A 21894-nucleotide genomic window follows, 5' to 3' on the forward strand; every position below is an offset into this window, starting at 1 on the left:
CCTGCCTCCATTAATACGCGAGAGAAGATTGCTGGCGATGCTGATCTGATGGTGCCGTTGCTAACGGCAGCGAGACGGAAGAGACACTGGCATCATCCTCTTCATCCCAACCCATAAACTGGACGATATCTTGTTTCATCAAAGCGACAGACCGTTGCTGACGCACTTTCTTGCCAGTAGGCAATGCTTGCCCGGATTCAATATGATTGAGAATATCCGTTGACTGCCATTGCGTACCGTCAGCAAATTCAATGCGTTCTATCTGATATCGTGGTGCGCTAAAGAATTCTTGGATCGTCACGCTATCCTTGCTGTTCTGGAACAACAGCGCCAGATCGTTGGCCTTGCTGTAGCTTGAACCACTACGGCGTTGTAGTGTTACTTGTTGCGGAGTGATGCCCTTACTAAGCTTAAGCACATCAACATCGCCAGATTCACTGCTGTGTTCTGCAATAACATCCTGGCCACCACCACGGCTAAACAAGTAGGTGTCGCTGCCACTTCCTCCCTCAAGATGATCCTTACCCGTACCGCCTGAGAGTATGTCATTGCCCGTTCCACCTTTGAGGCGGTCGTTCCCGTTTCCTCCCATCAACTTGTCGTTACCACCATCCCCCTCAAGCCGGTCATCGCCTTTGCCACCTGTCAGGGTGTCATTGCCGTCTCCGCCTTCTAGCGTGTCATCCCCCGCATCTCCGTACAGGCTGTCGTTCCCCTTGTTGCCATACAGGCTGTCATCTCCCCCACCGCCGTGTATCTCACTCCCTTCTTCATAGCCCCACAGCGTCTGCGACTCTTCTGTACCTCGCAGCAACATTGCTTTCAGGGTATCCACATCCCATGCGGTACCCTCAGCAAACTCGACACGCTCTATCTGATATCGTTTCGCAGAAAAAAAATCCCCGACCGTTACCCTGTCATCACCGGAAGCCAAACTGAGCGTCAAATCTCCAGAATTGTAAGTCGTCGATCCGCCTCGTCGTGCCACTGCCACCTGCTCCGGGGTTATTCCCTCACCGAATCGCAGCACGTCCATATCGTCAGATTCGCTGCTGGTCTCAGCAATGACATCCCTTCCATCTCCCCGATTGAACAGGTAAACATCGCTGCCACTCCCCCCTTCAAGGCGGTCATTGCCTGCGCCACCTGCCAGACAATCGTCATCCGTGCCGCCCTCCAGAGTGTCATCCCCCGCATCACCGTACAGACTGTCCTTTCCCTTGTTGCCATTCAGGTGGTCATCGCCCCCACCACCGTGTATCTCACTCCCTTCTTCATAGCCCCACAGCGTCTGCGCCTCTTCTGTACCTCGCAGCAACATTGCTTTCAGGGTATCCACATCCCATGCGGTACCCTCAGCAAACTCGACGCGCTCTATCTGATATCGTTTCGCAGAAAAAAAATCTTTGACCGTTACCCTGTCATCACTGGAAGCCAAACTGAGCGTCAAATCGCCAGAATTGTAAGTCGTCGATCCGCCTCGCCGTGCCACCGCCACCTGCTCCGGGGTTATTCCCTCACCGAATCGCAGTACGTCCATATCCTCAGATTCACTGCTGGTCTCAGCAATGACATCCCTTCCATCTCCCCGATTAAACAGGTAAACATCGCTGCCACTCCCCCCTTCAAGGCGGTCATTGCCTGCGCCGCCTGCCAACATGTCATTACCGTCTCCGCCTTCCAGGATGTCATTCCCCGCATCTCCGTACAGATAGTCCTTTCCCTTGTTGCCATTCAGGTGGTCATCGCCCCCACCGCCGTGTATCTCACTCCCTTCTTCATAGCCCCACAGCGTCTGCGCCTTTTCCGTACCTCGCAGCAGCATCGCTTTCAGGGTACCCACATCCCATGCGGTACCCTCAGCAAACTCGACACGCTCAATTTGATGCCGTTTCGCAGAAAAAAAATCCCTGACCGTTACCCTGTCATCACCGGAAGCCAAACTGAGCGTCAAATCGCCAGAATTGTAAGTCGTCGATCCGCCTCGCCGTGCCACCACCACCTGCTCCGGGGTTATTCCCTCACCGAATCGCAGTACGTCCATATCCTCAGATTCACTGCTGGTCTCAGCAATGACATCCCTTCCATCTCCACGATTAAACAGGTAAACATCGCTGCCACTCCCCCCTTCAAGGCGGTCATTGCCTGCGCCGCCTGCCAACATGTCATTACCGTCTCCGCCTTCCAGGATGTCATTCCCCGCATCTCCGTACAGATAGTCCTTTCCCTTGTTGCCATACAGGCTGTCATCTCCCCCACCGCCGTGTATCTCACTCCCTTCTTCATAGCCCCACAGCGTCTGCGACTCTTCTGTACCTCGCAGCAGCATTGCTTTCAGGGTATCCACATCCCATGCGGTACCCTCAGCAAACTCGACGCGCTCTATCTGATATCGTTTCTCAGAAAAAAAATCTTTGACCGTTACCCTGTCATCACTGGAAGCCAAACTGAGCGCCAAATCGCCAGAATTGTAAGCCGTCGATCCGCCTCGCCGTGCCACCGCCACCTGCTCCGGGGTTATTCCCTCTCCGAATCGCAGCACGTCCATACCCTCAGATTCACTGCTGGTCTCAGCAATGACATCCCTTCCATCTCCACGATTAAACAGGTAAACATCGCTGCCATTCCCCCCTTCAAGGCGGTCATTGCCTGCGCCGCCTGCCAACATGTCATTACTGTCTCCGCCTTCCAGGGTGTCATTCCCCGCATCTCCGTACAGATAGTCCTTTCCCTTGTTGCCATTCAGGTGGTCATCGCCCCCACCACCGTGTATCTCACTCCCTTCTTCATAGCCCCACAGCGTCTGCGCCTCTTCTGTACCTCGCAGCAGCATTGCTTTCAGGGTATCCACATCCCATGCGGTACCCTCAGCAAACTCGACGTGCTCTATCTGATGTCGTTTCTCAGAAAAAAAATCTTTGACCGTTACCCTGTCATCACCGGAAGCCAAACTGAGCGCCAAATCTCCAGAATTGTAAGCCGTCGATCCGCCTCGCCGTGCCACCGCCACCTGCTCCGGGGTTATTCCCTCTCCGAATCGCAGTACGTCCATATCGTCAGATTCACTGCTGCTCTCAGCAATGAGATCCCTTCCATCTCCCCGATTGAACAGGTAAACATCGCTGCCACTCTCCCCTTCAAGGCGGTCATTGCCTGCGCCACCTGCCAGACAATCGTCACCCGTGCCACCCTCCAGAGTGTCATCCCCCGCATCACCGTACAGACTGTCCTTTCCCTTGTTGCCATTCAGGTGGTCATCGCCCCCACCACCGTGTATCTCACTCCCTTCTTCATAGCCCCACAGCGTCTGCGCCTCTTCTGTACCTCGCAGCAGCATTGCTTTCAGGGTATCCACATCCCATGCGGTACCATTCGCAAACTCGACGCGCTCTATCTGATAGCGTGGCGCGTTAAAGAAATCTTTGATCGTCACTCTCTCATCTCCGGACTCAAAACCGAGTTCCAGATCGCCATAATTGGAGCTCGTCGATCCGCCTCGCCGTGCCACCACCACCTGCTCCGGGGTTATTCCCTCACCGAATCGCAGCACGTCCACATCGTCAGATTCACCGCTGCTCTCAGCAATGACATCCCTTCCATCTCCCCGATTGAACAGGTAAACATCGCTGCCACTCTCCCCTTCAAGGCGGTCATTGCCTGTACCTCCTATCAGCGTGTCATTACCACTCCCCCCATCAAGTTGGTCATCACCTGCGCCCGCATAAAGAATGTCATTCGTAGACTTTCCATATAGAAGATCATCGTTACTGCTACCAATAAAGCTCCGTTCAGGCGATACACCTAAACGCTCCCTGAGATCATGATAAGATGGCATATACTCCAAATAGGCATAAAGTACATTGCTTAGTCTTAAATACGATTCAACATCTGAGTCTTTCAGCATAGAAAGATGATCTGATAACGCACTAAAATCACAATCAATTTTTGACAACCCAGTATTAAACACCACTTTTATCAAATTAAATTCACTACGAAAAAGAGTTTGAGCTAATAGATGGGCCTCTATATTTGCTGAAAAACGCGAATACTCAGACTCTAATATGATGGCAGCCCCAGGCAAAGGATTCGTAGTACCATTTGTATGATTTTTATAATTTCTCCCAGTTGCTATCTCCAATACGGATAATTGACGAGCATCTATATTTCCACCTCTACTGTTCGAATCTAGTTCATCAACACCGGCCCAAGCATACATAATTTCATTTATCAAATTCGTGTCTCTTGCTGTGACAGGGTCGGCGCAAAACTGTTTAACCAACAAATTCAATTTGTCATTTTCACTCATCGATACATGCAGATCTACCATATTACCAAAACCACGCACATACGGTAATTTACGAATTGAATCTTTTAAATTTATTGTACCATCATAGCGAGTCCGCACTAAGTTAGCTGCAAACCATACATCTGCCGATTGGCCGGTAACGCCATCCACATAGGTAATAAGGCTTCGTTGTTGGTGTGCATTACCCTGCGGATCGACAAAGGTAGAATTGTCATATTCTATACTAATAGAGGCGACACCAAAATCCTTCAAAGAATATAACTCACCCAAATCAACTTTTGCATTAGCATTACTATCCCTCCATATTTTTAGTGATTCAAAAATAGAGTCTTTCGCATCAATAGCATTATCTGAATTATCGTCAAATACTTTAAGAGCATTGTAGCCATTAGATGCCATTTCATTATTTTTTAAAGGAGTGTTATTACCAAATAGCTCACGACCATCATCAATATTACCATTATCATTACGGTCTAATACTAATAGACCGTCATCTGGTGCAACCCAACCAGTATTGATAGATAAATTATTACCAAAGTGGTCAAAAAGAATGCCTGCACTAACTGATAATGTTTCAACACCATCACGATCCAAATCTATAATAATAGGAGAAACTGTATTCTCAGCACAGGATGTACTGGGTCCAGTCGCACTGTCATTAGGGGTGGGAGGGATAGGGCTTGGAGGCAAGAACCATCCGCCAGTCAGTGGATCTATGATGCCGTGCTCTTTGAGAGCATTTAAAAAAGATGTTGCCTTTTCCTGCGCACCTTTAGATGTCAAAAATGATGCGACACCCAATACAGTAGCTAAGCCAGCCACGATGGGGTTCCCAGTATAACCCGCTACGATTTTTGCAATGTCAGAACTTGCGCCTAACCAATCACTGGCAGTATCAGTGCCACTTTTATGTTTCGTCATTACACTCGCAATTGAAGTAACTGCACCAAATTTTCCACTCATTACTGATGTGAATTGCTTCTGTCCTGGAAGAGCAATTTTCGATAAAAATTCAAATGCTGTTTGTATTTTATTCATGTAATCATTGATGATTTCAATAGGTTTTTCTTTATTCTCTTTATCTAAGCTTGAAGGTAAACATGTCATAGAAAAATCCTCCCAATATATTTGAATACATAAAAAACAAAATCAATCAACAAATAAAAACAATTAAACACATGATTAAATCTTTCACAGCACATGAGCTTCTTATTTATTTTTTCATCCTTATCAGCAGTGTTTTTTTTGTTTTTATAAAAACACAATGCATACAAAAAAAATAAAAAAACAGATAAAAAAACACAAAGTAAGACAATATCCATCGAGTAATCATAAACATAAAGAAAGATAACAAAGACATCGAGTAAAAGTGACGAAGCCAATATCAAACCACAAGGAGTACGATTCTCATTCACATCATTGACATTGTTGTTTTTCATTATCCCCTCAGAATATAATAAACATATAAACTTTAATAACTTGCGTTATTTGTATATATCGCCGTGTAAAAAAACATAATGCGAAGGGAACATCACAACATTAAAAAGAGTCCTGTAGTGAAAATCATAGAGGGAAATTTTCCCTGACAGTGCCTGAATGACCTTACCATGCACCTCTCGTTTCTTTTTTAATCTTTCCTCTTTATTTTCAATCGCAATGACGTCAATTCCGGGAAAAACAAGAATACCAATTCGGTACTTTCCGGGTTTTTCAGCCTCAACCACTAACTGCCTACCCTGCAATTTTTTATTCCCCCTAATAATCTGTGTATCTGAAGAAGAATTATTCTTAGCAAACAACGAGATCGGAAGCATGCACACGATTAAAAATAAGATGACGCGTTGATATTTATGCAAAAGAGAATAGAAATCATTGATTTTCACCTCGCCCTCATTGAGCATCATCATTCAACCACCTTTTATCTAAACAGATATTGTTTTCACCTTTCACTATTTTATTGACACATAGAATAATGCTTAAAAAGCTTACTTTTTTCGCACTTTATTCAGTTTTTCAATAATCGCTCTATTTGATTAAATAATCGTCAAACAAAAATTAATAAAAAATGAGACTCCGTAGCATAGAATTCCTACAAAAAGAGGATGTCAGACAAGATTTTTTTCTTATGCATTGAATGAGATATACCATTTGACCCCGTTCACAGACTCATGAATACTCTTTCACATAACAATAACAAAACGTCAAGGGTATCCCTTCCGTTAAAGCATCCCCCAACAGGAGTAAGCAATGAAAAGAGCAATGATCGCAGTAAGCATCGCACTGGCGAGCGTCACACTGGCACTGCCGCTGGCCAGTCAGGCATCGGTGAAAGAAGAAATGCGTGCGATGGCGGGCAGTTACAAAGGGGCTAACAGCGCCAGCGATGCGGCATCGCTAAAATCTGAATTGCAGACCATGAAGGAACACGCCACCAAGGCCAAAGCCGATCCGGAATTTAACAAAGGGCCTGACAGCCAGGTGTTTAACGAAGGGTTGGGCAAGCTGATTACGCAAATCGATGATGCTATTGCGCTGGTAGATGCAGGAAAATTATCTGAAGCGAAAACCGCGACAGACAACCTGAAAAAAACCCGCGCGGAGTACCACAAAAAGCTCGGTGTGTAACATTCGTCCGGTGGCCTCTCAGCAGGCCACCGGATCGCAAGCAGGGTTCAATTCACGCTCTTACGTGCTTACGCAAAAAGTTCTCAATGCCTTGTTCGTCCAAACGGTAGCGAATCCATTCACTTTGTGCGTTAGCACCAATACTGTCGTAAAAATCGATAGCAGGCTGGTTCCAATCCAGTACGCTCCACTCCAGGCGACCACAACCTCGCTCTTTGGCCAATTTTGCTACATGTGCCAACAACGCTTTGCCTGCACCATGCTGACGGAAACGTTTGGCTACATAGAGATCTTCAAGATAAATACCGTTCTTTCCCAGCCAGGTGGAATAACTCATAAAGAATACCGCGTAGCCAACCGGTACCCCGTCAATGGCACAAATTAAGGCTTCCGTGCGCGTATCAGGGCCAAACAGCGTTTTTTCAATGTCTTCCCGCGTCGCAATCACTTGATTACGGGCAAGTTCATATTCCGCCAGCTCAATAATCATATCCAAGATCGCGCCCGCATCAGCTTTCTGAGCGGGATAAATGGTTATATTCATCATCCTTTCCTATTATAAACGCCAACATTGCCTCCTGATGCTACCTTAGAGAGGTTGCAGTATGAACAGCATTTTGTTCATTGGGCGATAATAATCACGCCACGGCGCTATCTCGAACGAGAATATCAGCGTGAACAGGGTTAAATAGCGCGAAGAGGGATAACCGGGCATGCAAGAAAGCAAGCAAAGCGCAGAAAAGGCATCCTGCTAGCGCAAGCGCACCATGGAAAGGGATCCACCGTACACGGCCCCCGTATCGAGATAGATCTGATTGGCATACGCGCACACCTTTTTAAGCGGCGTGTGTCCGAAGATAAAACGATCAGCCCCCTCGATCCGTTGATAGTCGCCAGCCTGGGCTTGGCGCAACCGCGTACGCCCCCACACGACGTCATCCACATCGACCGGTAGATCCAAACCATAACGAGCAGACGGATAATCCGCGTGAGCAATAACATAAAGGCGCGTTTGCACGTTGACTTCCAGAACATGCGGCAATGACGCCGACAGATGGATCAGTCGATCGATGGAATGACGATGTACCGGACTCAAGTCGAAATACCAGCCACCACCATTGTTGCGCCAGCAATCGCTACTCTCTCCTTGCAACACCGCTTGCGCCATACACTCATGATTGCCTGTCACCGAAATGAACCAGGGCGCATCCAACAGAGCCAGACACGCAGGGCTGTCCGGGCCGCGATCGATAAGATCGCCGACAGCAATCAGCAGATCACAACGTTCATCAAATTTTCGTGCAATCAGTTGCTGCTTCAATTGTTGATAGCAGCCATGAAGATCCCCAACCACCCACACATGGCGATAATCATCTCCACGAATACTGCGGTAGCGAACAACCTCTTGCATTTTCCCCTCCAGCACTGCAATGACGCCTTAAAAGAGTGTCGCGCGCCATCGGCGCTGTTCATGCAATCAGGGAGTAAAAACCACAAAATCGCAAAATCACACAGACACACATAATTATGCGTAACAGATCGCAGTCGACCAGCATGAAAAATATCCGAGACATGAAAAATAGCGATTTTTATAACAAAGGAACGCCGAGTCTTGCGGTGTTGTTATTGATGATACAGGCCTGATAATGCTCTGGAGGGAAGTCAGGAAAGGCATTCACACCGCCACACCGAAAGCCGGGATGGCGGCAACGCAGTTAGGGTGCTAAGCGGCGTAAAGCGCCTCCACCGCCCGATCGCATTCAGGTACAGCAAATTTTGCATAGTGCAACGCATGGTGCACCTGTTGTTTGTCACTCTCGGGATAAACCTGCGTATCCAGCAGCAGCGCCCCAATCGCTTGCGCATCCAGCATCGTGAAGGTGGTCCGAAGCGCCAGAGCGATATCAGGCCCGCCATAACACATATTGCGCAATAACACCGCCAATTCATGGGCGACGATCTTTCCCTGATAAACCGTATACAGTACATCGGCAATCAGTTTGGCATTTAATACACTAATGCGGGAAATATCATGATAGTGCCCGCCCAATGCCTGAATCATATGCTCGACGGCCTGCGTCGGCGTTTTCCCCTGATCGCGCAGAGACGTTAACGCCGTAACGAGTTTGTTCTGCAACTCATCTGCCATCATCCTGTCCTCTTATTATGCCCTTGGTCAATGGTTTTGCATCGCCGAGGTTTAGGTAACATATCGCATTTTTTGTCAGGGCAATATCGGTTTAAGAGAAAAATTAACAATTTTCAATATAGCGGCGTTACTCACTGATTTTTATTGATATCCCTATTTTTTATGTGGTTCTGATACCCTCCGCAAGATAGGCGGTAACGGGGTTATGTGATACATTCTCCTGCAAAGATGCTCATTTGCGCGAATTTATCCATATGAGCACATTATGGTTCATCCAAACCCTTTTCTCTGATGCGATAATGCAAAAAAGCAATCGTATTTCATTTTGTGAGCAAGCAAGTTAAGGTTAAATCATGATCACCACTGACGGTAACAGCGCAGTCGTTTCTGTAGCCTGGCGAGCAAACGACGTCATCGCCATCTACCCGATAACCCCAAGTTCTTCCATGGCTGAACAAGCTGCCGCGTGGTCGAGCGATGAACGTAAGAACTTGTGGGGAGATACCCCCCGGGTGATCGAAATGCAGTCGGAAGGCGGTGCGATTGCCACCGTGCACGGGGCGTTGCAGACGGGTGCGCTGGCGACATCGTTTACCTCATCGCAGGGATTGCTGCTGATGATCCCGACGCTCTACAAGCTGGCCGGACAGTTAACCCCTTTCGTGCTGCACGTTGCCGCCCGTACCGTCGCCACCCATGCGCTCTCCATTTTCTGCGATCACTCTGACGTGATGGCGGTGCGCCAGACAGGCTGCGCCCTGCTTTGTGCCAACACCGTGCAAGAAGCGCAAGATTTCGCCTTGATTGCACACATCGCCACGCTCAACAGCCGCGTGCCCTTTATCCATTTCTTCGACGGTTTCCGCACTTCACATGAAATTAATAAAGTGGAACCGCTTAGTGATGAAGTCTTGCTAAAACTGCTGCCTCAAGATGCGATTGCCGCGCACCGTGAGCGAGCGCTTACACCAGAACGTCCGGTGATCCGTGGCACCGCCTCCAACCCAGACACCTTCTTCCAGGCGCGCGAAGCCACCAATCCGTGGTACAACAACACCTACTCTCACGTTGAGCAGGCGATGGATGCCTTTGCTGAAGCCACCGGGCGTCGCTATCAACCGTTTGAATATTACGGACACCCGGAAGCAACGCGCGTGATTGTGCTGATGGGATCGGGCGTAGGCACGTGCGAAGAGGTGGTGGACTCCCTGCTGACCCGCGGTGAAAAAGTAGGCGTGCTTAAAGTGCGTCTGTATCGCCCGTTCTCGGCACAGCACCTGCTCGCCGCCATTCCGCACACCGCGCAGAGCATCGCCGTGCTCGATCGCACCAAAGAGCCCGGAGCCCTGGCAGAACCGCTTTATCTGGATGTGATGACCGCACTGGCAGAAGCCTTTTCCCGTGGCGAGCGTGCCACGCTGCCGCGCACCATTGGTGGCCGCTATGGCTTGTCATCCAAAGAGTTCACACCGCAGTGTGTGCAGGCTATTTTTAATGAGTTAGCACTTGCTAACCCAAGGCCACGTTTCACCGTGGGTATTTATGATGATGTGACCCACCTTTCACTGCCGTTGCCGGAGCAACACTTCCCCTCCAGTGCCGGATTGGAAGCGCTGTTCTACGGACTCGGCAGCGATGGCACCGTTTCCGCCACCAAAAATGCCATCAAAATTGTGGGTTCCAGCACACCGATGTTTGTGCAGGGCTATTTCGTCTACGACTCCAAAAAAGCAGGCAGTCTGACGGTATCGCACATGCGCGTGGGCCCGCACCCGATCAATTCGGCCTATCTGATCGATCAGGCTGATTTTGTGGCGTGCCACCAGTGGCAGTTTATCGATAAGTACGCCATGGTCGAACGCTTGAAACCCGGCGGTATCTTCCTGATTAACACCCCTTACAGCGCCGACGATCTGTGGCACCGCCTGCCACAAGAGGTGCAAGCCGGGCTGAATCAACGTCAGGCAAAGGTCTATTGCATCAATGCGGCAAAAATTGCCCGTGAATGTCAGTTGGGTGCACGTATCAACACCGTGATGCAGATGGCTTTCTTCCATCTCTCGCAGATTTTGCCTGGTGACGTGGCGGTAGAGAAACTGCGTAACGCCATCGAAAAGAGCTACGGTAGCAAAGGTGAAGAGCTGGTCGCGCGCAACTGGAAGGCGCTGGAAGCCACGCTGGCAGCGCTGGAATCCGTTGCGCTGGAAGCGGTTAATCCAGACAGCCCGCAGCGCCCGCCCGTGGTGTCCGATGCTGCGCCGGACTTCGTTAAAACAGTGACGGCAACCATGCTGGCCGGACTGGGCGACACCTTACCCGTTTCCGCCCTGCCGCCCGATGGCACCTGGCCCACCGGCACCACTCAGTGGGAAAAACGCAACATCGCGGAAGCCATTCCGCTTTGGAAACCAGAGCTGTGTACGCAGTGTAACCACTGTGTCGCCGCCTGTCCGCACTCGGCTATCCGTGCCAAAGTGGTGCCTGCCGAGGCGATGAGCAACGCGCCCGATTCACTGCAATCGCTGGATGTGAAAGCTCGCGATATGCGTGGTCAGAAGTATGTACTGCAAGTCGCCCCGGAAGATTGTACGGGATGTAACCTGTGCGTCGAGGTGTGCCCGGCGAAAGACCGTCAAAACCCTGAGATCAAAGCCATCAACATGGAGTCCCGCCTGGATAACCTGAGCGTGGAAAAAAACCACTTTGATTTCTTCCTGCAATTGCCGGAAATCGACAAGAACAAGCTGGAACGTATCGATATCCGCACGTCACAGCTGATTACGCCGCTGTTCGAGTACTCGGGTGCCTGTTCCGGTTGTGGCGAAACGCCATATATCAAACTGTTAACGCAGCTCTATGGCGATCGTTTACTGGTAGCCAACGCCACCGGGTGTTCGTCTATTTACGGTGGCAACCTGCCTACCACGCCGTGGACCACCGATGCCAATGGACGCGGACCCGCCTGGGCCAACTCGCTGTTTGAGGATAACGCCGAATTTGGTTTAGGTTTCCGTCTCAGCGTGGATCAACATCGCCAGCGCGCCTTGCGTCAGCTCTTGCAGTTGGCACCGCAGCTCCCCGCCGATCTGGTAAGCGCCTTGCAGGAAGAGAACATTGCGCCGGATCTGCGCCGCCAGCAAATTGCACAGCTGCGTGAACAGCTTGCCAGCGTCAATGAACCGGCAGCGCGGGAACTCAGCCACGATGCCGACCACCTGGTGGACAAATCCGTTTGGCTGATTGGCGGTGACGGTTGGGCCTATGATATTGGCTACGGTGGTCTGGATCATGTGATGAGCCTGACAGAAAACGTCAACGTGCTGGTGCTGGATACCCAGTGCTATTCCAATACCGGCGGCCAACAATCCAAGGCAACGCCGTTGGGTGCGGTCACCAAATTTGGTGAAAAAGGCAAGCGTAAGGCGCGTAAAGATCTGGGTATCAACGTGATGATGTATGGCCACGTTTATGTTGCGCAGATTTCACTGGGAGCACAGCTTAACCAAACGGTGAAAGCGATTCAGGAAGCAGAAGCCTGGCCTGGCCCGTCACTGATTATTGCCTACAGCCCCTGTGAAGAGCACGGCTACGATCTGGCGTTCAGTCACGATCAGATGCGTCAGCTGACGGCTACCGGATTCTGGCCGCTCTATCGCTTCGATCCGCGTCGTGTGGAAGAAGGCAAACCGGCGTTGGTCACGGATTCCCGTCCGCCCTCCAGCAGCCTGAGCGAGACGCTACTGAAAGAGCAACGCTTCCGTCGGCTGAATACGCAAATGCCGGAAGAGACCGCGCGGTTGTATGAAGAAGCGGAACTGGATCTGCGGCGTCGCTTTGATTTCCTGACGATGATGGCAGGCAAAGCAGAGAAGAACTCGCAAGAATAAGGCCGTGCTGCCCGACGAGATCCTCAGTGCAAGCCGAGGATCTCGTCGGGAAAATGGGCGTTAGCGAAAGATCTGGCTGACGGCTTCGGCCACGGGTTCTACCAGATGATCGGGCAGTTGGCAGATGCTGAGCCGAATAAACTGCCCGCTTTTTACTCCAGCCCGCTCCCCCGGTTGCACGGCAATACCGCGTGCGGCCAATGTCACCAACGCATAACGCTCCGAAGGCACCGGTAACCAGATACAGAGCCCGTCGTTTTCAGGCACATAAATACCGCGCCGTGCTAGTGCGTCAGCTAACGCCTGTCGCCGCTGGTGATAAACCTCTTGTGCATGCGCGATGCTCTGCTGAGTTTGTGCATCCGTCAATAAATAAGCCAGCGCCCCTTGCAGTATTCTGCTGCTCCATCCCGCGCCAAAATGTCGGAAGGATTGAATCTGCCCCATACAGGTTTTGCTGCCCGATATCACCGCCAAACGTAAATCCGGTCCATAAGCTTTCGAGTAGGATCGAATGTGCACCGTGCGATCGGGATAGTAGCGCCCCAGACTGATCGCCGGGTGTGTCGATAATTCGCCAACGCCATCATCTTCCAGAATCAACACATTGTCGTGGACAGCAAGCAGCGCGGCCAACTCGGCCAGCCGTTCCGGGCTTATGGCATTACCCGTGTGCGAATGCGTTCTGGGCTGGAAAATAAACGCCGTCGGTTTTTGCAGCAACGCTTGTTTCAGCGCTTCCGGTTCAGGGCCGTGCTCATCGCACTCCACCATAATGGCATTCATGCCCAGATGATCGAGCATATCCAGCACGCGCGCCGCCGTTGGGCTTTCGACGGCCACCGACGAGCCCGGAAACAGCAGTGCCTGCAATGCCAGATACATACCATCAAACCCACCATCCGAGGTGATAAACGCCTCCGCCGGATAAGGCCAATGGCGGCGCACCGTCTGTTCCAATTCCGGAATGATGGCAGTGCGCTGGTAGCTGTTCAAATTTGGGGCTAACAGACCATGGCATAGCGCGGCCGACAGATCAGGCAGCAATGCCGGGTCTGGCGCTGAAAGTGTCATATCGGCCAATATCGTGTTGCCAAAATTGCCGATCTTCTCGAAACGCTCGGGCCGAGGTGAAACATGTTGACCACACACCCACATCCCGGTTCTGCCGCGTCCGGCAATCACCTTCTGCCGCCGCAGTTGAGACCAGGCAGCCGAGATGGTTGCCGGGCTAACGCCCAGCACTTCAGCCAGTTCCCGAACTGACGGCAACTGGCTACCAATGGCGATGCGCTCTTCACGGATCAATGCAGCGATATCCATCGCAATCCCCCGAATCGTGGGGTTGGTAAGCATTCCTGCCAGCCAGTTAGGATCGATTTTTGTGGTCATAAAAAAATAATTTGTTCAATAACAAAAATCTTATTGTACACATACAAATGACGATCTAGTATCAAAAAAAGTCGCATTACGTATAAAAAGTGCGCAAATGTAAGCAAGCGAATAATAAGAGATGTGCGGATTTGTTAGCCTTCACCGGGGAAAACAACGTGACAATAACAATTAGATTGGCTGTACGCGATTGGGACTATTTTACCCCACTCGCTTTAGGCGACATCAAACCAAAAGGCTTTACGTTGGCGATCGACAGGGTAGGCACACTGCCCGACGATTTAGCCCACAGCCCGCATTACGATGCAGGCGAAGTCTCTTTCAGCCGCTACGCGCAAAGTCGTGCGCGTGGCGATGAAAGTTTGCTGGCACTCCCGCATTTCTTGATGCGGGGGTTCCGCCAGCGCTGCATTTTGACAACGGAAGAGAGCCCGTTGACCGAGTTATCGCAGTTGGCAGGAAAACGTATTGGCGTTACTGGCTGGCAGGACTCTGGCAATACCTGGACGCGCGCGTTGCTGCGTCGCGAAGGGGTGGAAACGGAAGATGCGTACTGGTATGCCGGCCGTTTGACTGACGCACATCCGATCGTTGACCGACTCGGCAAGTTTGGTCAACCGGGAAGAATTGAAGCCGCGCCCGGCGAACAACCGCTGATCACGCTGCTGAAAAATGGCGGACTGGATGCCATCTTCACCCCCTTTATGCCAGACGGGTATTTTAGCGGGCATTCCGGGTTACGCCAATTGCAACGGGATTTCCGTCAGGCTGAATTGGATTACTTCCATGCGGTGGGTTACAACCCGGGAATGCACGTGCTTGGCATCAAACCAGAGATAGCCCAAGAGCACCCCTGGCTGCCGGAAGCGTTGAGCGAGGTCATTGATCAATCCTACGCCATGTGGATGAACAAACGCATCAAGTACGCCGACACCACGCCGTGGCTGCTGGACGATTTGCGTAGAACTGCGCAGGATTTGCCCGCTAACTGGAATGATAACGGCTTTGAGGTGAATAAAGTGATGATCGCTGATTTCGCCCGTGAACTGCATGCGCAGAAGCTCACAGAGGAATGTTTAACCCCTGAAGCGCTGTTCCCGTGGTCGTGCCGGTAGTGATGTGAACCTTAACTAAGTGATGGATAACAGGGGTTGCTATGAAAGTTGCGTTGGGACAATTTGCGGTAGATAAAGAGTGGCAAAACAATGTCACCACCACGCTCTCGCTGATGGAACAGGCCGAACGGGCCGGGGCCGATCTTCTGGTGTTGCCTGAAGGTATTCTGGCCCGTGATATCACCAATCCCAAGCTGGTGCTGACCGCCGCGCAACCCCTTGATGGCCCGTTTATGACGCAGGTGCTGGCAGCCAGTCAGGGCAACAACATGACCACCATGATGAGCATCCATGTTCCTAACGGCACAGAAAAAGTGTGGAACACGCTGGTTGCCGTTCGCAACGGCGACATCGTCGCGCAGTACCGCAAATTACATCTGTACGATGCGTTCGCCATGAAGGAATCGGAAAACGTGGTGCCCGGCGAAGAGGTTCCGCCGTTGGTCAACGTTGCCGGATTGAACGTTGGACTGATGACCTGCTACGACGTCCGCTTCCCCGAACTCGCTCGTCGTCTGGTACTGGACGGTGCCGACCTGCTGGTGCTGCCCGCTGCCTGGGTGAAAGGGCCGCTGAAAGAGACACACTGGGAACTGCTGGTGCGCGCACGCGCTCTGGAAAACACCACCTATGTGGTAGCGGTGGGTGAGTGCGGTGTGCGCAACATTGGCAACAGCATGGTCGTCGATCCCCTCGGCGTCGTGGTTGTTCAGGCACCCGAAACGCCCGCGCTGGTCTATGCTGATATCGATCCTGAACGTACTGCCTATGCCCGTGATATTTTACCGGCACTGGCTAACCGCCGTTTTGTAGCACCGCGTTTGCCACATGAAATACAAGGATAGTTTTCATCACCATCACTGATTTTCACTACCATCACTGACATCTGCATTCCAACAAAGGCAGAGGAGAACACAGCATGACACTGAAAAGACTGGGATATACCGCGCTACTCATGGGTTCACTGTTTTCTGCAAGCACGCTGGCTGCTGACATACCGACCCAAACCCTGAACAAAAGTTTGCACGATCGCTTGCCGGATGATGTGAAAAAAACCGGCGTGCTGAATGCCGTCAATAATGGCTCATTCCCTCCTTACCAGATTGTTAACGGCACACACTCTCTCGATGGAGCCAGCGCTGATCTCGCTAAAGCGTTGGGCGAACTGCTGGGCGTTAAAATCGAGCATGCTTCCGTCAGTGGGCTATCTGGCCTGTTGAGCGGCATCCAGTCTGGCCGTTACCAGTTTGCGCTGGGGCCAATCGGTGATTTCCCTGCGCGTCAGGAGAAAAATGATTTCGTCGATTTTGTGCGTGAATTTGTAGTGTTCGCAGTGAAAAGCGGTAACCCGGAAAAAATCAATACGCTGGACGATACCTGCGGTAAACGTATTGCGGTGATGTCCGGCGGTTCCGCTGAACAAGTGATCGTCAAGCAATCAGAAGCCTGTACTGCCGCCGGAAAACCTGCGATTGCGGTGCAGTCTTACACTGATCAGCCCACCTCAATTCTTTCCGTTCGCTCTGGCCGTGCAGATGCTTTCTTCTCCTCTCAGGCACCGCTGACCTATTTCGTTGAGCAGACCAACGGACAGCTCGAACTGGCAGGTACCGGACAACACAACGGTTTTAACGATCTCTACCAAGGATCGGTGTTTTCCAAAGGTTCACCGCTGACGCCAGTGATTCAAGCAGCCTATCAACAACTGTTTGATAACGGCACCTATGCCGCCGTCATGAAAAAATGGCACTTGTCGGACAACATGCTGCCTGCGCCGGGCGTCAATTTAGCCAAGTAATTAACGTTTCTTGGTAGAAACCGTTTATTACACCGCCAACAACGTTGAGAGGTATTCTTTCGTCGTGGATACACTGAGAAATGTTGCCAGAGCCCTGCCACCGAGCCGCTTTAGCCAGCGGCTTTCCTGGGGCTTAACGCTGGTTATCGCTTTTTATGTCCTTTGGTCCATCAGCACCAATAAAAACTTTGAATGGCATGTGGTTTATCAGTGGTTCAACGAGAAAACCGTTCTCGAAGGATTGGCGGTGACCCTGGGCCTGACCGTTGTGGCCATGATCATCGGCGTTATATTGGGGCTGCTGTTGGCGGTTGGCCGCATGTCCAGCAATCGGTTGCTGAGCGGGCTTTCCAGCCTTTACATCTGGTTCTTTCGCGGCACGCCGCTGCTGGTGCAATTGATTTTCTGGTACAACCTTTCCACGCTCTTTCCACGCGTCTCACTGGGCATTCCTTTTGGCCCGGAGTGGATAAGCTGGAACACCAACGATCTGATTACACCGCTCACTGCCGCTATTGCCGGTCTGGCATTGAATGAAGCTGCCTATATGGCGGAGATCATTCGCGGCGGCCTGCTCTCTGTCGATAACGGTCAGGTGGAAACCTCACAGGCCTTCGGTATGAGCCGCAGCCGTGCGCTGCGCCGCATCATCATTCCTCAAGCGATGCGCGCCATTGTTCCGCCTACCGGTAACCAGTTGATCAGCATGATCAAAGCCACTTCGCTGGTCAGCGTCATCGCCATGGGCGATCTGCTCTACTCGGTGCAAGCCATCTATAACCGCACGTTTGAAGTGATTCCGATGCTAATGGTGGCAGTGATTTGGTATCTGTTTATTACCTCGCTACTTAACGTTGGGCAATCTGCCATCGAACGCTATTACTCCCGCGGAGAGCGTCGCCCGGCATCGGAAACGCGCCGCACGCCCCCCGCTAAAGCCAGTGCGTCCAGCAAGGAGGCGTCTTAATGAGCAAACTGCATTCGACCGCGACGGAAAATCCGGAAAAAACGCCATTGGTGCGCGCGCGAAACGTTCATAAATATTTTGGCGACAACCATGTGCTGCGCGGCATCGATCTGGAAGTGAACAGCGGTGAAACCGTGGTGATTTTGGGGCCATCGGGTTCGGGAAAATCGACCTTCCTACGCTGCATCAACCATCTGGAGGAGATGGATGAAGGCTATATCATGATGGGCGATGAGCAGATCGGCTATCAATTGCGCGGCGAGAAACTCTATGCCCTGTCGGCACGCGACATTGCGCGCCAGCGTAGCCATATCGGCATGGTGTTCCAGCAATTCAACCTCTATCCCCACATGACCGTGTTGCAAAATATCATTGAAGCACCGGTCGGTGTACATAAGCAGGACCGCCATGAAGCGCAGGCGTATGCCATAGAATTGTTAAAACGCGTTGGGCTGGAGCACAAAGCGGATGCCTATCCGCGCCACCTCTCTGGCGGGCAGCAGCAGCGCGTCGCCATTGCACGTGCGCTGGCTATTCGCCCGAAAGTGATGTTGTTTGACGAACCCACCTCGGCACTCGATCCCGAATTGGTCGGTGAAGTGCTGGCCACCATGCGCTCTCTGGCTGAACAAGGTTTGACCATGATTGTCGTCACCCATGAGATTGGTTTTGCACGCGAAGCGGCCGATCGGGTGATCTTTATGGATCAGGGCGTAGTGGTGGAGCAAGGTCGTCCGGACGATGTCCTGGTAACACCACAACATCCGCGTACTCAAGCCTTCCTGAGCCGTTTTATTTAACCCCCGCCGTCCTCGGCGTAGGCCGGGGACCGCTGGCAAAAGGAACGCGTTTAGCCTGTAAGAGATTCCCGCCTGCGCGGGAATGACGGTCATTACTCCCCTTTTTTGCATCCCGGAGGCAAAAAATGTGATTCATTGCACATGCCATTTCCCTCCGAGGCCGTTCTGACCATATAATGCGCATCCGGGCGGTTCAGCCGCTAACAAAAACCGACACCACAGCCCTTCGGGCATCACACACTCAATAAAGATATGAAGATGAGTATTCGCGCGATCTTAACCACCCTTCTGGCCGCTGCTGCTTTCAGTCAATCAGCATTTGCCGTTGTTTATCCGCTGCCGCCGGCCAACAGCCGTCTGATCGGGGAAAACCTGGAAATTACCGTTCCAACCGACAGCACGCTGCCGTTGGAAGCCTTTGCTGCCCAATACCAAATGGGCTTGAGCAACCTGATGGAAGCTAACCCCAATGCGGATGTCTACCTGCCGCAGCCGGGCAGCAAGATGATTATTCCACAGCAGTTGATCCTGCCAGATGCGCCGCGCGAAGGCATCGTTATCAACAGCGCCGAAATGCGCCTGTACTACTACCCGAAAGGCAGCAAAACCGTCATCGTACTGCCTATCGGCATCGGTGAATTGGGTAAAGATACGCCGGTCAACTGGACCACCAGCGTACAGCGTAAAAAAGCAGGTCCAACTTGGACACCAACCGCCAAAATGCACGCTGAATATGCAGCACGCGGCGAGTACCTGCCCAAAGTCTATCCGGCAGGCCCGGATAACCCGATGGGGCTGTATGCGCTTTACATCGGCAACCTGTATGCGATTCACGGCACCAATGCCAACTTTGGTATCGGCCTGCGCGTGAGCCACGGTTGCGTGCGTCTGCGCGCTGACGACATCAAATTCCTGTTCAACAACGTGCCGGTTGGCACCCGCGTTCAGTTTATCAATGAGCCGGTAAAAGCCACCGTTGAGCCAGACGGCTCCCGCTACGTTGAAGTACACGATCCGCTGTCTCGTACCGTAGAAGAGTTTCACTCCGACTCTCCGGCCCCGATCAGCATCACTGCAAAAGTCAGCAAAGTGGTTGCAGACGCGAGCGTGAACACCAGCGATGTGGATAACGCCATCAGAACACGTTCCGGTATGCCGACCAAGATCAACGGTGCGCTGGAACCTGCACAGCCGTTGGAAACGCTGGCACCGCAAGACGCGCCGGTTGCAGTACCGGATGACGTTCAGCAACCGGTTGACGCTGCCGCACCGCAAACGGATGCCAACCATTCCTGATTAGCGCAGTAACCTACCTGCTATCCCCGGCATCAGCCGGGGAATTTATCGAACATCCCTTTTCGCACATCCCTTCGGCTAAGCCCCGTTACTCCCCGCGCTGTGAAGCATCCAACGCCTGTGACACATCCGCAATAATATCGTCAATGTGCTCAATCCCGACGGAGATACGCACCAGATCTTCACTCACGCCCGCGCGTGCCAACTCTTGCGCATTCAGCTGACGGTGCGTGGTCGTGGCCGGATGGCACGCCAGAGATTTGGCATCGCCAATGTTCACCAGTCGCAGGATCATCTGCAACGCATCGATAAAATGGCCGCCCGCCGCTTTGCCACCCTTGATGCCAAAACTGATAATCCCGGACGCCTTGCCACCAGAAATTTTGTCACAGGTCGGTTTGTACGGACTGTTCGGTAGGGCGGCATAATTTACCCAGGTGACCAGCGGATGCGACGACAGGTAGCCCGCCAGCGCTTCGGCATTGCTGCAATGGCGTTCAACGCGCAGGCTGAGCGTTTCCAGCCCCTGTAATAACAAAAAAGCGCTGTGCGGTGACAGCGCCGCGCCGGTATTGCGCAGGGGAACAACGCGGCAGCGGCCAATAAACGCCGCCGGGCCGAATGCCTCGGTATAAACCACGCCGTGGTAAGAGGGATCCGGCTCACTCAGCAGCGGGAAGCGCGCCTTGTTGGCAACCCAGTCAAATTTGCCGCTATCGATAATAGCGCCACCAATCGTGGTGCCGTGTCCACCGATATATTTGGTCAGGGAATGCACCACGATATCGGCCCCGTGCTCAAACGGGCGACACAACACTGGCGTTGCCACCGTGTTATCGACAATCACCGGCACGCCGTGGCGGTGGGCGATGGCGGCAATCTGTGCGATATCCACCACGTTGCCCGCCGGATTACCGATGGATTCACAGAATACCGCCTTGGTACGATCGTCAATCAACGCATCAAGCGCAGCAAAATCCTCGGCAGAAAACATACGCACTTCAATCCCCTGACGCGGCAACGTATGCGCAAACAGGTTATAGGTGCCACCGTACAGTTGGCTGGTGCTGACAATATTGTCTCCCACCTGCGTCAGCGCTTGCAGCGCATAGGTGATAGCCGCCATGCCCGAGGCAAGCGCCAACGCACCGATCCCGCCTTCTATCGCCGCCAGACGTTCTTCCAGCACCGCATTGGTGGGGTTCATGATGCGGCTATAGATATTACCCGCCACTTTGAGATCGAACAGGTCAGCACCATGCTGCGTATCATCAAACGTGTAAGAGGTTGTCTGGTAAATCGGTACGGCAGCAGCTTTAGTGGTTGCTTCCGAGGTATAGCCATGGTGTAACACGAGGGATTCCAGTTTCATCGCGCAGACCTTTCTATGCGTGTGGATGGTAGGTATCTTCCTAAAATAGCAGACAAAAATCACAGCGACTGAGCCACAGCTAGAAGAAAACGCGATAAGTTAGGAGAAACGAGCATAAGTTTTCCCCTCTCGAGTCCACCAGTTGCGCCAGTGCAAAATCACAGCTACCTTTAGCTGATGATCACCT

General features: G+C 51.9%; 15 protein-coding genes. 8 read left to right on the plus strand and 7 right to left on the minus strand.

The window, feature by feature from the left end:
- Positions 1 to 10: 10 nt before the first annotated feature.
- Both J5067_RS11180 and J5067_RS11185 read right to left on the minus strand, forming a co-directional pair.
- The gene (locus J5067_RS11180; RefSeq protein ID WP_264651143.1) at positions 11 to 5413 is read right to left on the minus strand and encodes a calcium-binding protein; all 5403 of its coding nucleotides are present in this window, start codon (positions 5411 to 5413) and stop codon (positions 11 to 13) included.
- 377 nt (positions 5414 to 5790) lie between these two features.
- A complete protein-coding gene (locus J5067_RS11185; RefSeq protein WP_264628454.1) occupies positions 5791 to 6213 on the minus strand; it encodes a hypothetical protein in 423 nt (140 codons plus the stop codon).
- 340 nt (positions 6214 to 6553) lie between these two features.
- Here J5067_RS11185 and J5067_RS11190 point away from each other — a divergent pair, with 340 nt between their 5' ends.
- Positions 6554 to 6931, plus strand: coding sequence for a cytochrome b562 (locus J5067_RS11190; protein WP_264644161.1), 378 nt, complete (start codon positions 6554 to 6556; stop codon positions 6929 to 6931).
- A gap of 52 nt (positions 6932 to 6983) precedes the next feature.
- On the opposite strand, the gene J5067_RS11195 is transcribed toward J5067_RS11190, so the two are convergent.
- The 3 genes from J5067_RS11195 to J5067_RS11205 all read right to left on the minus strand — a co-directional run bounded on the left by J5067_RS11195 (position 6984) and on the right by J5067_RS11205 (position 9083).
- Positions 6984 to 7475, minus strand: coding sequence for a GNAT family N-acetyltransferase (locus J5067_RS11195; RefSeq protein WP_264644374.1), 492 nt, complete (start codon positions 7473 to 7475; stop codon positions 6984 to 6986).
- A 207-nt stretch (positions 7476 to 7682) separates the two neighbouring features.
- Positions 7683 to 8342, minus strand: coding sequence for a metallophosphoesterase (locus tag J5067_RS11200; protein WP_264644160.1), 660 nt, complete (start codon positions 8340 to 8342; stop codon positions 7683 to 7685).
- Positions 8343 to 8654: 312 nt separating this feature from the next.
- A complete protein-coding gene (locus J5067_RS11205; RefSeq protein WP_264644159.1) occupies positions 8655 to 9083 on the minus strand; it encodes a hypothetical protein in 429 nt (142 codons plus the stop codon).
- Positions 9084 to 9433: 350 nt separating this feature from the next.
- Between J5067_RS11205 and nifJ the strand changes: the two genes are divergently transcribed.
- Positions 9434 to 12967, plus strand: coding sequence for a pyruvate:ferredoxin (flavodoxin) oxidoreductase (nifJ, locus tag J5067_RS11210; protein WP_264651144.1), 3534 nt, complete (start codon positions 9434 to 9436; stop codon positions 12965 to 12967).
- A gap of 60 nt (positions 12968 to 13027) precedes the next feature.
- Here the strand turns inward: nifJ and J5067_RS11215 are convergent, their stop codons facing one another.
- The gene (locus tag J5067_RS11215; protein ID WP_264651145.1) at positions 13028 to 14359 is read right to left on the minus strand and encodes an aminotransferase class I/II-fold pyridoxal phosphate-dependent enzyme; all 1332 of its coding nucleotides are present in this window, start codon (positions 14357 to 14359) and stop codon (positions 13028 to 13030) included.
- Between the two features lie 131 nt (positions 14360 to 14490).
- Between J5067_RS11215 and J5067_RS11220 the strand changes: the two genes are divergently transcribed.
- From J5067_RS11220 to J5067_RS11245, 6 genes are all read left to right on the plus strand, one after another.
- Positions 14491 to 15474, plus strand: a complete 984-nt coding sequence (locus J5067_RS11220) for a nitrate ABC transporter substrate-binding protein (RefSeq protein WP_264644156.1) — start codon at positions 14491 to 14493, stop codon at positions 15472 to 15474.
- Between the two features lie 41 nt (positions 15475 to 15515).
- Positions 15516 to 16319, plus strand: a complete 804-nt coding sequence (locus J5067_RS11225; protein ID WP_264644155.1) for a deaminated glutathione amidase — start codon at positions 15516 to 15518, stop codon at positions 16317 to 16319.
- Positions 16320 to 16393: 74 nt separating this feature from the next.
- Positions 16394 to 17272, plus strand: coding sequence for an ABC transporter substrate-binding protein (locus tag J5067_RS11230; protein WP_264651146.1), 879 nt, complete (start codon positions 16394 to 16396; stop codon positions 17270 to 17272).
- 64 nt (positions 17273 to 17336) lie between these two features.
- Positions 17337 to 18239, plus strand: coding sequence for an amino acid ABC transporter permease (locus tag J5067_RS11235; RefSeq protein ID WP_264644153.1), 903 nt, complete (start codon positions 17337 to 17339; stop codon positions 18237 to 18239).
- Positions 18239 to 19039: an amino acid ABC transporter ATP-binding protein gene (locus J5067_RS11240; RefSeq protein WP_264628165.1), complete on the plus strand. Its 801-nt coding sequence runs from the start codon at positions 18239 to 18241 to the stop codon at positions 19037 to 19039. The genes J5067_RS11235 and J5067_RS11240 overlap by 1 nt, the downstream gene beginning before the upstream one ends.
- 258 nt (positions 19040 to 19297) lie before the next feature.
- Positions 19298 to 20335, plus strand: a complete 1038-nt coding sequence (locus J5067_RS11245; protein ID WP_264644152.1) for a L,D-transpeptidase family protein — start codon at positions 19298 to 19300, stop codon at positions 20333 to 20335.
- Positions 20336 to 20423: 88 nt separating this feature from the next.
- On the opposite strand, the gene J5067_RS11250 is transcribed toward J5067_RS11245, so the two are convergent.
- A complete protein-coding gene (locus J5067_RS11250; RefSeq protein WP_264651147.1) occupies positions 20424 to 21707 on the minus strand; it encodes an O-acetylhomoserine aminocarboxypropyltransferase/cysteine synthase family protein in 1284 nt (427 codons plus the stop codon).
- Between the last annotated feature and the right edge of the window lie 187 nt (positions 21708 to 21894).

The organism is Candidatus Symbiopectobacterium sp. NZEC151 (assembly GCF_025962655.1).
Classification (GTDB): Bacteria; Pseudomonadota; Gammaproteobacteria; order Enterobacterales; family Enterobacteriaceae; genus Symbiopectobacterium.

Coding starts and splice junctions, on each gene's coding strand:
- J5067_RS11180 (WP_264651143.1), bottom strand. CDS start 5,413: ATGACATGTTTACCTTCAAGCTTAGATAAAGAGAATAAAGAAAAACCT.
- J5067_RS11245 (WP_264644152.1), top strand. CDS start 19,298: ATGAGTATTCGCGCGATCTTAACCACCCTTCTGGCCGCTGCTGCTTTC.
- J5067_RS11195 (WP_264644374.1), bottom strand. CDS start 7,475: ATGAATATAACCATTTATCCCGCTCAGAAAGCTGATGCGGGCGCGATC.
- J5067_RS11205 (WP_264644159.1), bottom strand. CDS start 9,083: ATGATGGCAGATGAGTTGCAGAACAAACTCGTTACGGCGTTAACGTCT.
- nifJ (WP_264651144.1), top strand. CDS start 9,434: ATGATCACCACTGACGGTAACAGCGCAGTCGTTTCTGTAGCCTGGCGA.
- J5067_RS11185 (WP_264628454.1), bottom strand. CDS start 6,213: ATGATGATGCTCAATGAGGGCGAGGTGAAAATCAATGATTTCTATTCT.
- J5067_RS11200 (WP_264644160.1), bottom strand. CDS start 8,342: ATGCAAGAGGTTGTTCGCTACCGCAGTATTCGTGGAGATGATTATCGC.
- J5067_RS11225 (WP_264644155.1), top strand. CDS start 15,516: ATGAAAGTTGCGTTGGGACAATTTGCGGTAGATAAAGAGTGGCAAAAC.
- J5067_RS11215 (WP_264651145.1), bottom strand. CDS start 14,359: ATGACCACAAAAATCGATCCTAACTGGCTGGCAGGAATGCTTACCAAC.
- J5067_RS11230 (WP_264651146.1), top strand. CDS start 16,394: ATGACACTGAAAAGACTGGGATATACCGCGCTACTCATGGGTTCACTG.
- J5067_RS11240 (WP_264628165.1), top strand. CDS start 18,239: ATGAGCAAACTGCATTCGACCGCGACGGAAAATCCGGAAAAAACGCCA.
- J5067_RS11250 (WP_264651147.1), bottom strand. CDS start 21,707: ATGAAACTGGAATCCCTCGTGTTACACCATGGCTATACCTCGGAAGCA.
- J5067_RS11190 (WP_264644161.1), top strand. CDS start 6,554: ATGAAAAGAGCAATGATCGCAGTAAGCATCGCACTGGCGAGCGTCACA.